General features: G+C 74.1%; 12 protein-coding genes. 9 read left to right on the top strand and 3 right to left on the bottom strand.

Annotation, left to right across the window (positions count from 1 at the left end; translation table 11 throughout):
- Positions 1-16: 16 nt before the first annotated feature.
- The gene (locus HGK68_RS10035; RefSeq protein WP_169165839.1) at positions 17-502 is read right to left on the bottom strand and encodes a YbjN domain-containing protein; all 486 of its coding nucleotides are present in this window, start codon (positions 500-502) and stop codon (positions 17-19) included.
- Positions 499-1,014 carry a type III secretion system chaperone family protein gene (locus tag HGK68_RS10030; protein ID WP_169165838.1) on the bottom strand — a complete coding sequence of 172 codons (516 nt, stop codon included), beginning with the start codon at positions 1,012-1,014 and terminating at the stop codon, positions 499-501. The genes HGK68_RS10035 and HGK68_RS10030 overlap by 4 nt, the downstream gene beginning before the upstream one ends.
- 130 nt (positions 1,015-1,144) lie before the next feature.
- On the opposite strand from HGK68_RS10030, the gene HGK68_RS10025 reads away from it, so the two are divergent.
- The 7 genes from HGK68_RS10025 (at position 1,145) to HGK68_RS09995 (ending at position 8,583) form a co-directional block, all read left to right on the top strand.
- Positions 1,145-1,630 (top strand): type III secretion system chaperone family protein, encoded by a 486-nt coding sequence (locus HGK68_RS10025; protein WP_169165837.1) that lies wholly within the window; start codon positions 1,145-1,147, stop codon positions 1,628-1,630.
- Positions 1,631-1,696: 66 nt separating this feature from the next.
- Positions 1,697-3,553, top strand: a complete 1,857-nt coding sequence (locus tag HGK68_RS10020) for an HSP90 family protein (protein WP_169165836.1) — start codon at positions 1,697-1,699, stop codon at positions 3,551-3,553.
- On the top strand, positions 3,550-5,568 hold the full coding sequence (locus tag HGK68_RS10015) for a hypothetical protein (protein ID WP_169165835.1): 2,019 nt from the start codon (positions 3,550-3,552) through the stop codon (positions 5,566-5,568). Before HGK68_RS10020 ends, HGK68_RS10015 begins: the two co-directional genes overlap by 4 nt.
- 17 nt (positions 5,569-5,585) lie before the next feature.
- Positions 5,586-6,314, top strand: coding sequence for a class III extradiol ring-cleavage dioxygenase family protein (locus HGK68_RS10010; RefSeq protein WP_169165834.1), 729 nt, complete (start codon positions 5,586-5,588; stop codon positions 6,312-6,314).
- Positions 6,311-7,270, top strand: a complete 960-nt coding sequence (gene miaA / locus HGK68_RS10005; RefSeq protein WP_169165833.1) for a tRNA (adenosine(37)-N6)-dimethylallyltransferase MiaA — start codon at positions 6,311-6,313, stop codon at positions 7,268-7,270. The genes HGK68_RS10010 and miaA overlap by 4 nt, the downstream gene beginning before the upstream one ends.
- On the top strand, positions 7,267-8,205 hold the full coding sequence (gene dapF / locus HGK68_RS10000; RefSeq protein ID WP_169165832.1) for a diaminopimelate epimerase: 939 nt from the start codon (positions 7,267-7,269) through the stop codon (positions 8,203-8,205). Before miaA ends, dapF begins: the two co-directional genes overlap by 4 nt.
- A 63-nt stretch (positions 8,206-8,268) precedes the next feature.
- The gene (locus tag HGK68_RS09995) at positions 8,269-8,583 is read left to right on the top strand and encodes a TlpA family protein disulfide reductase (RefSeq protein ID WP_169165831.1); all 315 of its coding nucleotides are present in this window, start codon (positions 8,269-8,271) and stop codon (positions 8,581-8,583) included.
- Positions 8,584-8,610: 27 nt separating this feature from the next.
- Here HGK68_RS09995 and HGK68_RS09990 read toward each other — a convergent pair whose 3' ends face one another.
- Complete coding sequence (locus tag HGK68_RS09990) at positions 8,611-9,219, bottom strand: class I SAM-dependent methyltransferase (RefSeq protein ID WP_169165830.1); 609 nt, start codon at positions 9,217-9,219, stop codon at positions 8,611-8,613.
- A 183-nt stretch (positions 9,220-9,402) separates the two neighbouring features.
- Here HGK68_RS09990 and hflX point away from each other — a divergent pair, with 183 nt between their 5' ends.
- Together hflX and HGK68_RS09980 are read left to right on the top strand one after the other, a co-directional pair.
- Positions 9,403-10,917 carry a GTPase HflX gene (hflX, locus tag HGK68_RS09985; protein WP_169167054.1) on the top strand — a complete coding sequence of 505 codons (1,515 nt, stop codon included), beginning with the start codon at positions 9,403-9,405 and terminating at the stop codon, positions 10,915-10,917.
- Positions 10,918-10,988: 71 nt separating this feature from the next.
- Positions 10,989-13,109, top strand: a complete 2,121-nt coding sequence (locus tag HGK68_RS09980) for an ATP-dependent DNA helicase (protein ID WP_246260268.1) — start codon at positions 10,989-10,991, stop codon at positions 13,107-13,109.
- Positions 13,110-13,154 lie beyond the last annotated feature (45 nt).

The following is a 13,154-nucleotide window of genomic DNA, read 5'->3' as shown; positions in this document are numbered from 1 at the left end:
GGGCGGGACGGCCCGCTCAGCCGACCGGGGGCAGCAACCCGTCCAGTGCCTCGAACGCCTGCACCCCGGTGCCCAGTCCGCAGGAGATCAGCTGGTCCAGCTGCTCAGCGGTCACCCCGCGTTCCAGGTCGGTGGAGACCTCGGAGTACAACGCCAGCTGGCCCTGCTCCTCGCGCAGGTAGAGCTTGGGCCAGATCCGGTCCCGGTTCCAGTCGTTGAGCGCCAGCGACGCCGAGCGGCGGGCCTCGACCGGCAGCTGCCGGTGCCAGCGACCCCGGACCTGCAACACCTCCTGCTCGTCGCCGAGCAGGAAGAACCAGAACCGGTTCTGGTTCCACACCCCCGTCAGGTCGCCGTCGTCGTCCACCCGGAAGTGGTAGTCGTGCGCGCTGAGCGCGGCGGCGACCCGGTCCTGGGTGAGCGTGGTCGGTCGGGCCTGCGCGGGGCGGGTCGGGGTCTGCTGCGCGCCGAGCACCCGGGACAGCCAGCCCGGGCCGGTCACGGGGCCACCGCCGCGGGGTCGGGGTACAGCTGGTCGATGCTGTCGAAGAAGCTGTTCGCGCTGCTCAGGCCGCACGAGAGGAGCTGATCGAGTTGCTCCTGAGTAACACCGTGCTCCAGGTCGGTGGACGTCTCGGCCACCACGTTCACCATGCCGTTGTCCCGCACCCGGGCGTAGGCCTTGGGCCAGATCCGCTCGGCGTTCCACTCCTCGCACACGTCGAGCACCTCGTGCAGGCGCTCGAGGGCGATGTCCCGGTGCCACTGGCCGCGGATCTGCAGGATCTCCTGCTTCTCGCCGAGCAGGAAGAAGAAGAACAGCCGACCCTTCCATAGGCCGCCGATGTCGCCGTCGTCATCGGTGAAGTAGTGGAAGTCGTTGTCCTTCAGCCAGGCGATGATCCGCTCGGTGGCCAGCGGCGTCGGACGGCCGTCCAGCAGGGCGGCGTCGAGCATCCCACCCCGTGCGTCGCCCGATGTGGTCGGCCGCCGGCGGTTCCGGAAGAGACCCATGGGCTCACACTACCCGGGCAGGTCATCCGTGGCTCGGGTGGCCGGGTGACCCCCTGACCTGGAGGGAAACGTCCGATTCGGTAGTGTCTTGTCGCGCCAGACCCTGACCGCACGACCATCGAGGATCATCATGGGCTTCTTCACCAAGCCGGACGCCACCCCCGCGGGTGCGCTGGCCCCGCTGACCAAGGACCGGATGAAGGCGGTGTTGGACAGCCGTGAGATGAACTACGGCGTCGACGACGACGGCGACATCGGTGGTTACTGGGACGGGCACCTGTTCTTCTTCTTCCAGCTCGGCCAGAACGGGGAGTACCTGCAGACCCGTGGCCGCTGGAACCGCAAGGTCGGCGTCGACCAGCTCGCCGCGGTGACCGAGGCGGTCAACGAGTGGAACGCCACCAAGCTGTGGCCGAAGGTCTACGTCCGGGTCGAGGACGAGGTGCTCGGCGTCTACGGCGAGCACACCGTCGACTACGAGGCCGGGCTCACCGACGAGCAGCTCGACCAGCACCTGGCCTGCGGCATCATGACCACGCTGCAGTTCTTCGAGCAGCTGGACGAGGCATACCCGGCCGAGGCCGCGGTGGCGAAGGCCGAGTACGACGCCGAGTGACGCGGACGACGACGGGGCCGTGACGACACTGGCGTCACGGCCCCGTCGCCTGCACGGAAGGAACCGATGAGCGAGAGCAAGGCGTTCCAGGTCGACCTGCACGGGGTGGTCGACCTGCTGGCCCGGCACCTGTACTCCGGCGAGCGGGTGTACCTGCGCGAACTGATGCAGAACGGGGTGGACGCGATCACCGCGCGCCGCCGCCTGGACCCCGATGCCCCGGCCACGGTGCGGATCCGCCCGCTGCCGGACGGTGCGCTGGCGGTCACCGACTCCGGCGTGGGGCTGACCGCCGCCGAGGCCGAGGAACTGCTCGCCACCGTCGGCCGCTCGTCCAAGCGGGACGCCGACCTCGGGCTGGCCCGCCAGGAGTACCTGGGGCAGTTCGGCATCGGACTGCTGTCGGCCTTCATGGTCGCGGACCGGATCGAGCTCACCTCCCGGTCCGCGCGCGACCCGCAGGCCCCCGCCGTGCGGTGGATCGGGCACGCCGACGGGTCCTACGAGCTGACCGAACTGCCCGCCGACGCCGACGTGCCGGCCGGTTCCACCGTGCTGCTGCGCCCGCGCCGGGACGCCGAGCACTGGCTCGAGGTCGGCACCGTCGTGGCCCTGGCCGAGGAGTTCGGCTCGCTGCTGCCGGTCGACCTGGCGGTGGAGGTGCCCCTGGAGGACGGGACGGCCGCCCGGGTGTGGCGCCGGATCTCCGAGCCCGCGCTGCCCTGGCAGGTCGAGTACCCCGACGCTGGTCGCCGCGCCGCCGCCCTCACCCGGTACTGCGAGCGGGCGCTCGGCTTCACCCCGCTGGCCGCCATCGACCTGGACGTGCCGCTGGCCGGGGTCAGTGGCGTCGCCTACGTGCTGCCCACCGCGGTGCCGCCGGGCGGTTCCGGGGCGCACCGGGTCTATCTCAAGCGGATGCTGCTGGGCACCCGGGTCGAGGGCCTGCTGCCGGAGTGGGCGTTCTTCGTCCGGTGCGTGATCGACGCCTCCGGCCTGCGGCCCACCGCCTCGCGCGAGCAGCTCTACTCCGACGAGGTGTTGCTGGCGACGCAGGAGGCGCTGGCCGCGTCGATCCGGAGCTGGCTGCTGACCACCCTGGAATCGGATTCGGGTCAGGCGGCCCAGTTCGTCCGGACCCACCACCTCGCCGTGCGTTCCCTGGCGCTCACCGACGACACCATGCTGGACCTGGCCGCCCGGATCCTGCCCTACGAGACCACCGACGGACAGCTCACCCTGGACGAGGTGGCCGAGCAGCACGGGGCGGTGGTCTACGCCGCGACCCTGGAGGAGTACAAGCGGATCGCCCCGGTCGCCCGAGCCCAGGGCATGGCGGTGGTCAACGCCGGATACGTCTACGACGCCGATCTGCTGGCACGCCTGGCCCAGCGCCGGCCCGGCACGGTGCGCCCGCTGGCCACCGGCGACATCGCCCAGGTGCTCAGCCCCGTGACCCCCGAGCGCGAACTCGCCACCCTGGACGCGGTGGCCGCCGGGAACACCGTGCTGGCCGACCAGGACTGCGAACTGGTGCTGCGCACCTTCGAACCCGCCGAGCTGCCCGCGGTCCTGCTGCACGACCGGGACGGCGACCACCAGCGTGCGCTGCGGCGCACCCAGGCGGAGGCCGACGACCTGTGGGGCGACGTGCTCTCCGGTTTCGCGCAGCCGGTGGCCGCCCGCCAGCTGGTGCTCAACGACGCCGCCCCGCTGGTGCGCGACCTGCTGGCCGCGCCGCCGGGGGAGGTCTTCGAGGCCGGGCTGCGCTCGCTGTACGTCTCCGCCCTACTGCTGGCCGGTGAGCCGCTGCGCGCCCGCGAGTCCGAGCTGATGACCGGTTCGATGGCGGCCCTGCTCCGCGCCGGTCTGGCCGGCACCCTCCCTCCCCGCACCGACGACCCCGAGAAGGACCACCGATGACCCGCACGCTCGACCAGGCGAACCTCGAGATCAGCCGGGTGCGCCAGATGCCCTACGGCCTCGCGCACACCCAGGCGGCCGAGGAGCAGGTCAAGCTCGTCGAGGCGGAGGGTCCGGACGAGGCGAAGGCCTTCGCGCTGTTCACCCTGATCGACGCGTACCAGTGGGGTGGTGAGCCGGAGCGCGGCTACGTGCCCTTCGCCCAGCTGTTGCGCTGGTGGGACCAGCGACCGGAGATGTTCGACACCGACGACCAGCACTCGCTGTTCTGGGCGTTCAAGTGGATGGTCTCGGGTCTCGCCGACTTCCCGAACGTCCCGGCCGAGCAGATCGAGCGCACCCTGGACGACATGGAGCGCCGCTACGCGCTGGCCGGGAACGGCATGGACGCGGTGGCGCTGGAGCGCTTCTCCTGGTCGAACCGGCGCGGCGCCCCGGAGACCGAGGACCTGTTCGCCCGGTGGGTGGCCACCCCGCGGGACGACTTCTCCCAGTGCGAGGCCTGCGACCCGGGTGACCGGGCCGCGTACCTGATCTCCGCCGGTCGACTGGAGGAGGGGGTGCGGCTGATCGAGGAGACGCTGCCGGAGCGGCCCCGGTGCGCCTCCGAGCCCGCCGACATGCTCGCCGACCTCGCCGACGCCTACCTGGACCTGGGCCGCCCGCAGGATGCCGTGCGGGCGCACCGCCAGGCGGTGGCCGAGCTCGCGGGCACTCAGGGCGACATGGCCTCGGCGCGCGGGCAGCGGATCCGGCTGCTGGCGCGCGGGGGTCAGCCCGAGCGGGCGATCCGGGCGCTGGAGGCCGAGCAGCACCTGCTGGTCAAGGCCGACACCCCCTACGACGAACTGTCCTTCGCCCGGCTGGTCGGCGCCGCCACCCACGTGCTGCGCGCCGAGCACGCCGACCGCGCGCTGCGGATCACCGCGGTGAGCGAGCTCGGTGACCGGCCCACCGTCGCGGCCCTGGACGACTGGCTGCGGGCGAAGGCCGAGCGGCTGGCTGCCGCTTTCGACGCCCGCAACGGCACCGACCACCAGAGCGACCTGGTGCGCCAGGCATGGTCCACCGAAGCGGCGTCGGTCGCCCTCGACCTGGAGGTGCTGCCCCGCGGCTTCAGTGCGGCACCGGCCCCGGACGGGTCGCCCACGGTGCCCACTGTGCCCACATTGCCCACCGTCGGTGCCGGTGCTGACCCGGCGGCGGGTGACCCGCTGGCCCAGCGGCCGGACGAGGACACCGGCGCCTGGGCCGACCGGCTGCTGCAGGCCGGGGAGCCGCAGCGCGCGGCCGTCGCCTGGATCGCCGCCGCCGGTGCCGCGGACACCGACGGTCGACTGGTGGACGCGGGCTTCGCCTACGCCGAGTGCGCCCGGATCGCGCAGCTCTTCGACGACCAGGAGGGGGCGGACGCCGGGTACCGCTCCGCCGTGCCGCGGCTGCGCGCCGGTGGGCTCGCGCCCGAGCTGCTGGTGCAGGTGCTGGTCGCCTGGGCGCCCACCGCCGCCCAGCTCGGCACCGCCGAGGACGCCCTCGGGGAGATCGACCGCTGCCTGGCAGCGCTGCGCGCCCTCGATGACGCCGCCGCCACGGTCGACGGGTCGCAGGCAGCCACCACCCCGGAGGAGAAGCTGGCGGCCCGGGATCGAGCCACCCGGCGCCGCGCCGCCGCCGACCTGGAGGACGCCGCCGCCCGGCTGCTGGCCGATGCCGGTGCCGACGCACCCGAGCAGCTGTCGCTCGCCGCCGGCACCGCCCAGTCGGCGGCCGAGGCCTACGGCGGTCTGGGTGCGGTGGCCGATGCCGCGCACGCCTTCTGGCTGGCCGGACGGCTGTACGACCAGCTGGGCCAGGTCGAGGACGCGGTGTGGAACCTGGAGTCCGCGCTGGAGGGCTTCGGCCACGTCCGGCAGCGGGAGCCGTGGGGTGAGGTCGCCAGCCTGCTGGTGCGGGTGCTGCGCGACTCCGGTCAGACCGCCCGGGCGGAGGAGCTGGCGCGGGAGATCGTGAGCTGACTCGGTAGCGTTCGCACGTGCCCACCGTCCTGCTGCTGCCCGACTCCGCCCTGCTGGTCCCCGGGGCCGGTGGGGCGCTGGCCGACCCCTTGGCCGAGGCGCGGGACGCCGCGCTGCGGGTGCTGCGGTCGGTGCCGCGGCGTGCCCGGGTGCTGCTGATCGCGCCCGGGCGGTCGTCCCGGGTGCTGACCGGACCGTTCGGCGACGGGCTGGCTGCGGCCGGGATCGACGGGTCGCGGCTGCTCCGGTCGCCGGAGGGGAGCGGCACCGGTGGAGCGGTCCCCGGGGTCGGTGCCGCCGCCGCGCTCGCGGTGCTGCGGGCGGCGGGCCACGACCCGGACCGCGGCACCACCGTGGTCGAGGTCGCCCCCACGGCCACCGACCCGGACGAGCGGGCGGGGTCACCGGTCCTGCCGAGCGATCCGCAGCTGATCGTGGTGGTCGGGTCGTTGTCCGCCCGGCACGGACCCGACGCCCCCCTGCCTGACGACCCTGCCGCGATCGCCGCCGACGTCGCCCTGCTCACCGCGTTCGCGGCCGGGCCCCGGGCATTGGCCGAGGTGTTCGGGGAGCTGCACCTGCCCGCGTCCGACCGGCTGGCGATCACCGGCGCCCGACCGTGGCGTGCCCTGCTGTCGCTGCTGGCCGGCGACGCCTCGCTGCCGGACGCCCGGGCCGAGCTGCTCTGGTCCGGCACACCCGGTGGCGCGCAGCACGCCGTCGCCCGGTGGGAGGTCCCGGCATGAGCGTGATCGTCGCCGTCGTCGGCCCCACCGCCACCGGCAAGTCCGACCTGGCCCTCGACCTCGCCGAGCGCCTCGACGGTGAGATCGTCAACGCGGACGCGTTGCAGTTCTACCGCGGGATGGACATCGGCACCGCGAAGCTCCCGGCCGCCGAGCGGCGGGGTATCCCACACCACCAGCTGGACGTGCTCGACCCCGCCGAGGACGCCACGGTCGCGACCTACCAGGCGGCCGCACGCGCCGACGTGACGGCGATCGAGCAGCGGGGTCACCGCGCCGTCGTGGTCGGGGGGTCCGGGCTCTATCTGCGGGCGCTGCTGGACCAGATCGACTTCCCGGGCACCGATCCGCAGGTCCGGGCGGCCCTGGAGGAACGCGCCGAACGCGACGGCACCCGCGCGCTGTACACCGAGCTGCACGCCGCGGACCCGGTCGCCGCCGCGTCGATCGGTCCCCGCAACACCCGGCGGATCGTCCGGGCGCTGGAGGTCATCGCGCTGACCGGGCAGCCGTACTCCGCCAACCTCCCCGGCCACGACTACCACCGACCGGCCGTCCAGATCGGCCTGGACTGCGACCGCGGGGAACTGGACCGCCGGATCGAGTTGCGGGTGGACCGGATGTGGCAGGACGGACTCGTCGAGGAGGTCCGCGAGCTGCTGGCCCGGGGCGGGATCGGCCGCACCGCCGCCCGCGCCGTGGGCTACGCGGAGGTGCTGGCCGCACTGCGCGGGGAGATCACCCTGGACGAGGCCCGGGAGCAGATCGTCGCGGGCACCCGGCGGCTGGCCCGCAAGCAGATGGGGTGGTTCGGTCGTGACCCCCGGGTGCACTGGCTGGACGCCCGGGACCCCGCGCTGGTGGACCGGGCCCTGGCGCTGGTGGCCGCCGCCGACGCGGGCACCCTCGGACCGGCCACGGCGGACCCGGCGCCGCGCCGTAGTCTGGGGTCATGACCGCCCCGTTGCACGTCACCAAGGGTCACGGCACGCAGAACGACTTCGTGTTGCTGGACGGCCGGACCACCCCGCCGCTGGACACCGCGCTGGTGCGCTCGCTCGCCGACCGCCGCGCCGGGATCGGTGCGGACGGCGTGATCCGCTTGACCGCCTCCGCCGAGCTGCCCGAGGGGGCCGCGCTGCTGCGCACCGAGCCGGGGGCGGTCTGGTTCATGGACTACCGCAACGGCGACGGATCGATCGCGGAGATGTGCGGCAACGGGGTGCGGGTGGTGGCCGACTACGCCCGGTCGCTGGGCATGTGGGACCCGGCCGCCGGTGACCTGGTGCTCGGCACCCGTGCTGGGGTGCGCCGGGTGCGTCGGGTCGAGCCGCCGACCGGATCGCCGGCGGCCGACTGGTACGCGGTCGACATGGGGGAGTGGCACCTGCCCGCCGGTCAGCAGGCGGCCGCTGTCGGTGCCGACGCCGAGGTGACGGTGGCCGGGCTCGCCGTGCCCCGCCCGGCGCTGAGCGTCGACCTGGGCAACCCGCATACCGTGCTGGCGCTGGCCGACGAGGCCGAGCTCGCCGCCGCCGACCTGACGGCCGCGCCCGATGTGCGACCGGTGCCGCCGCACGGCACGAACGTCGAACTGGTGGTGCCGCTGGGGGAGACGGTGGACCAGGACGGGACGCCGGTCGGTCGGCTCCGGATGCGGGTGCACGAACGCGGGGTGGGCGAGACCCGGTCCTGCGGCACCGGGGCCTGCGCAGCGGCGCTCGCGGTCCGCACCTGGGCGGGGGACGGATCGCCCGCGGTGTGGTTGGTGGACGTGCCCGGCGGCACGGTGCGCGTCACCGCGCTTCCCGGCGGCCGGGTGGAGCTCGCCGGACCCGCGGTGCTGGTCGCCGAGCTGTACGTGGACCTCGACGCCCTGGCCGCGGTCTGAGCCGACACGTTCCGCCCGGGTCGGGCCGGGAACACCCTGTCACCGCCCCGGGTTGGAGCTGACATGCCCGCCGCACCGCTGACCGCCGCCGACCTCGGTGCCCCGCTCGGCGACCGCCTGACGTTCCTGCAGTTCTCCACCGGCTTCTGCGCCCCGTGCCGGGCCGCCCGTCGGGTGCTGGACCGGGTGGTCGACACCAGCGAGGGCGTGGCGCACGTCGAGGTCGATGTCGCCGATCACGCCGAGCTGGCCGAGCGGTTCGCGGTCACCGCCACGCCGTTGGTCGTGGTGCTGGACCCGCAGGGTGCCCCGCTGGCCCGCCTGGCCGGTGTCCCGAGCCTGGCGCAGGCTCGCGCGGCCGTCAGCACCCTGGGCTGAGCCGCGCCGGGCGTCGGCACCCGGCGCTCAGCCCGCGCGGGTCACCCGCAGCACCCGGAAGCCCTTGGACGTGGCGGCCCGGTCGGCGCCGAACTCCGCCCCGAGCTCGGTGTCCAGCCAGCGCTGCAACGAGTCCGATCCCAGGTGCTTGGCCACCACCAGGTGCGCCTCGCCACCGGGCAGCAGCCGGTGCAGCCACAGGCGGAGCATCGCGTGCAGCGCCTCCTTGCCGACCCGGATCGGCGGATTCGACCAGATCGCGGCGAAGCGCACGTCCTCCGGGACGTCCTCGGGCCGCACCGCATGCACCCGGGCCGCGCCTGCCGCCTCGGCATTGCGCCGGGTCAGGTCGAGGGCGCGCTCGTTCACGTCCACCGCCCACACCGTGGCCAACGGGCTGGCGGCGGCCAGGCTCAGGGTGATCGGACCCCAGCCGCAGCCGAGGTCGAGCAGGTCGCCCTCGACCGGCGGTTCGGGCACGCTGCGCAGCAGCACCTCGGTGCCGGTGTCCACGTGGTCGGGGGAGAACACGCCGCCGGCCGTCTCCACCGCGACCTCGTCGCCGCGCAGCCGGACGGTGCGGCTGCGGCGCTGGTCGGGGGAGGCGGGCTCGGCGGTGAAGTAGTGGTCGGACACCCCTCGACCCTAGTGCGCGGGATCCCGGGTGCTGCGCCGTGCGCGAATCCAGTCGCGCCCCGTCCCCGCCCCGTGTCAGTCTGGCATCAGCACCGGACGCCGCCGGGTCGCCAGGCCCCCGACGTCCACGCACGGACCCAGCACCGCACCCCCGAGAGGACCCCCGTGACCGAACGCGACCACATGGACGAGACGACGACCGCACAGGACCCCCAGCAGGAGGCGCGGGACGCCCAGCGGGTCGCGGACGACGTGGTCGCCCGGGTGCTCGCACGGGCCGGGACCGCGGTGCACGAGGGTGCCACGGTGCACACCCGTCACGACGGCGACCAGCTGGACCTGGCCGAGCGCACCTCGCTGCGCCGGGTCGCCGGACTGTCCACCGAGCTGGAGGACGTGACCGAGGTCGAGTACCGGCAGCTCCGCCTGGAGAAGGTGGTGCTGGTCGGGCTCTGGACCCAGGGCACGCTGGAGGGCGCGGAGGTGTCGCTGCGCGAGCTGGCGGCGCTGGCCGAGACCGCCGGCTCCGAGGTGCTGGACGGGCTGATCCAGCGGCGGCAGAACCCGGACCCGAGCACCTACCTCGGCTCCGGCAAGGCGGCCGAGCTGGCCGAGCTGGTCGCCGCCTCCGGTGCGGACACGGTGGTGGTCGACGGTGATCTGGCCCCGTCCCAGCGTCGTGCGCTGGAGGACGTGGTCCGGGTGAAGGTGGTCGACCGGACCGCGCTGATCCTGGACATCTTCGCCCAGCACGCCAAGTCGCGGGAGGGCAAAGCACAGGTCGAGCTCGCGCAGCTGGAGTACCTGCTCCCGCGACTGCGCGGCTGGGGCGAGTCGATGTCCCGGCAGGCGGGTGGTCAGGTCGGCGGGGCCGGTGCCGGCATGGGCTCGCGTGGACCCGGTGAGACCAAGATCGAGCTGGACCGGCGCCGGATCCGCAACCGGATGGCCAAGCTGCGGCGGGAGATCGCGGCGATGGAGCCGGCCCGGCAGACCAAGCGCACCAGTCGGCGCAAGAACGCGATCCCGTCCGTGGCGATCGCCGGGTACACCAACGCCGGGAAGTCCTCCCTGCTGAACCGGCTGACCGACGCCGGGGTGCTGGTGGAGAACGCGCTGTTCGCCACCCTGGACCCGACGGTGCGCCGGGCACGGGCCGCCGACGGCCGGGTGTTCACCCTGGCTGACACGGTGGGCTTCGTCCGGAACCTGCCGCACCAGCTGGTCGAGGCGTTCCGCTCCACGCTGGAGGAGGTCGCCGACTCGGATCTGGTGCTGCACGTCGTGGATGCCTCGCACCCGGACCCGGAGGGCCAGATCGCCGCCGTGCGCGAGGTGTTCGGCACCATCCCGGGCGCGATGGACGTGCCGGAGATCATCGTGCTGAACAAGGTGGACCTGGCCGAACCGGAGACCGTCGCCCGGCTGCGCTCGCGGGAGCACGGGGCGATCGTCGTCTCCGCGCACACCGGTGAGGGCATCGAGGAACTGCAGGCACTGATCGCCGACCAGCTGCCCCGTCCCGGCGTGACCATCGACGTCGTGGTGCCCTACGACCGGGGCGACCTGGTGCACCGGGCACACGAGCACGGCGACATCGACGCCGAGGAGCACATCGCCGACGGCACCGTGCTCCGGGGCCGGGTCGACGCCGGCCTGGCGGCGGAGCTCGCGGCGGTGGACGTCCGCTCGGCCTGAGTCCGCACGCCCGGGCCGCACCGGAGGATCGGTGGGCCCGGGCACCCCCTCCGGTCGCCTACCCTGTCTCGGTGCCCGATCCCACCCCCGACGTCGATGCCCTGCTCGACCTGGCGGTGGCGAAGCTCGGCGGCGCGCCCCGGGACGGCCAGCGCACGATGGCCCGCGAGGTCGCCGAGGCGGTGGAGTCCGGCGAGCACCTGATGGTGCAGGCCGGCACCGGCACCGGGAAGTCGTTGGGCTACCTGGTCCCGGCGGTGCGGCACGCGGTGACGGCGGAGGAGCGGGTCGTGGTCTCCACGGCGACCCTCGCGCTGCAACGCCAGGTGATGACCCGTGACCTGCCGCTGGTGGCCGACACCCTGGGCCCGCGGCTGCCCCGTCCGCCGAAGATCGCCCTGCTCAAGGGCTGGCACAACTACGTCTGCGTGCACAAGATCGCCGGTGGCTACCCCGATGACGACCAGGGCACCCTGTTCGCGGTGGCCGACGCGCCCGAACCCGCGGAGCACCCGGCCGAGGGGGACGACGGCAGGGAGTCCCTCGGTGCCCAGGTGATGCGGCTGCGGGACTGGGCGCAGGAGACCGACACCGGTGACCGCGACGACCTGGTGCCCGGGGTGAGCGACCGGGCGTGGCGGCAGGTGTCGGTGACGGCGCTGGAGTGCCTGGGCCAGAAGTGCCCGCTGCTGGAGGAGTGCTTCCCGGACAAGGCACGTGCGGTGTCCCGTGCCGCCGACGTGGTGGTGACGAATCACGCGATGCTCGGGATCGCGGCTGGCGGTTCGCCGAATGTGCTGCCCGAGCACCAGGTGCTGATCGTCGACGAGGCGCACGAGCTCTCCGACCGGGTGACCGCCCAGGCCACCGCCGAACTGTCCGTGGGGACCGTCGAGCAGGCGGCCCGCAGCGCGCGGCGCCACGGCGGCGTCGTCACCACCGAGCTGGACCAGGCCGCGACCGTCCTGGGCACCGTGCTGATCGGTCTGCCCGAGGGCCGGTTCACCGCCGGACTGCCGGAGGGTGCGCGACAGGCGGTGGCGATGGTCCGGGACGCCGCCCGCGGCCTGCTCAGCGACCTGAAGCCGCAGAAGGGCGAGCAGGAGGACACCGGCCTGAAGCTCGCCAGCTCCGCGGTGCTGGCCCTGTTCGAGGTCGCCGAGCGGATGGCGGCCGACCCGGAGGACCAGCGCTACACCGTGATGTGGTGCTCCCGGCAGGACGGGCCACGGGGCGACGGCGCCACCCGGCTGTACGCGGCACCGCTGGCGGTGAACGGCCTGATCCGCACCAACCTGCTCGCCGGACGCGCCTCGATCTTCACCTCCGCCACGCTCAGCCTGGGCGGGCAGTTCGACGCCACGGCGCGCGCGGTCGGACTCGCCGGGGCCACCGAGGGCGCTGCCGCCACCGCGACCGCCTCCGCGGCCGTGCTGGCGGACTCGGTGCCGGAGGGTCGGGAGTCGGCGGCGGATCAGCAGGCACCCAGCCAGGCTCCCGCGAAGCTGCCCTGGCACGGGATCGACGTCGGCAGCCCGTTCGACTACCCGAAGCAGGGCATCCTCTACATCGCCCGACGACTCCCGCCGCCCGGGCGCGAACCGGCCACCGACGCGCAGCTGGACGAGATCGAGGCCCTGGTCACCGCCGCCGGTGGTCGCACCCTGGGGCTGTTCTCCTCCCGCCGGGCAGCGTTGGCGGCCGCCGAGGCGATGCGGGAACGGCTCGACGTGCCGATCCTGGTCCAGGGCGACGACCAGCTGCCGACCCTGGTGCGGCAGTTCGCGCAGGACGAGCCGACCTGCCTGTTCGGCACCCTGTCGCTGTGGCAGGGCGTGGATGTGCCCGGCCGGTCGAACAGCCTGGTCATCATCGACCGCATCCCCTTCCCCCGGCCGGACGACCCGGTGAAGTCGGCCCGGTCGGAGGCGGTGGCGGCCTCCGGTGGCAACGGCTTCATGTCGGTGGCCGCCACCCATGCGGCGTTGTTGCTGGCCCAGGGCGCCGGTCGGCTGATCCGGTCGACCGGTGACCGCGGCGTGGTGGCGGTGCTCGACCCGCGCCTGGCCACCGCCCGCTATGGCGAGTTCCTGGCCCGCTCGCTGCCGCCGTTCTGGCGCACCTCGGACCGAGCCGTCGCCGAAGGGGCGCTGCGCCGACTGACCAGCGACGACACGGCGAAGGCCGAATAGCCTGCGGTCGTCTAGCCTCGTGTCCGGGCGGAGGTGCCTGACCTG

The organism is Cellulomonas taurus, assembly GCF_012931845.1.
Taxonomy (GTDB): Bacteria; Actinomycetota; Actinomycetes; order Actinomycetales; family Cellulomonadaceae; genus Cellulomonas; species Cellulomonas taurus.
Note: the sequence above shows the minus strand (reverse complement) of the source record. Positions and strands in the feature narration are given on the sequence as shown.

Excerpts from the sequence above, each read along its gene's own strand:
- HGK68_RS10020 (WP_169165836.1), top strand. The coding sequence starts at position 1,697 with ATGAGCGAGAGCAAGGCGTTCCAGGTCGACCTGCACGGGGTGGTCGAC.
- dapF (WP_169165832.1), top strand. The coding sequence starts at position 7,267 with ATGACCGCCCCGTTGCACGTCACCAAGGGTCACGGCACGCAGAACGAC.
- HGK68_RS10015 (WP_169165835.1), top strand. The coding sequence starts at position 3,550 with ATGACCCGCACGCTCGACCAGGCGAACCTCGAGATCAGCCGGGTGCGC.
- hflX (WP_169167054.1), top strand. The coding sequence starts at position 9,403 with ATGGACGAGACGACGACCGCACAGGACCCCCAGCAGGAGGCGCGGGAC.
- HGK68_RS09995 (WP_169165831.1), top strand. The coding sequence starts at position 8,269 with ATGCCCGCCGCACCGCTGACCGCCGCCGACCTCGGTGCCCCGCTCGGC.
- miaA (WP_169165833.1), top strand. The coding sequence starts at position 6,311 with ATGAGCGTGATCGTCGCCGTCGTCGGCCCCACCGCCACCGGCAAGTCC.
- HGK68_RS10030 (WP_169165838.1), bottom strand. The coding sequence starts at position 1,014 with ATGGGTCTCTTCCGGAACCGCCGGCGGCCGACCACATCGGGCGACGCA.
- HGK68_RS10025 (WP_169165837.1), top strand. The coding sequence starts at position 1,145 with ATGGGCTTCTTCACCAAGCCGGACGCCACCCCCGCGGGTGCGCTGGCC.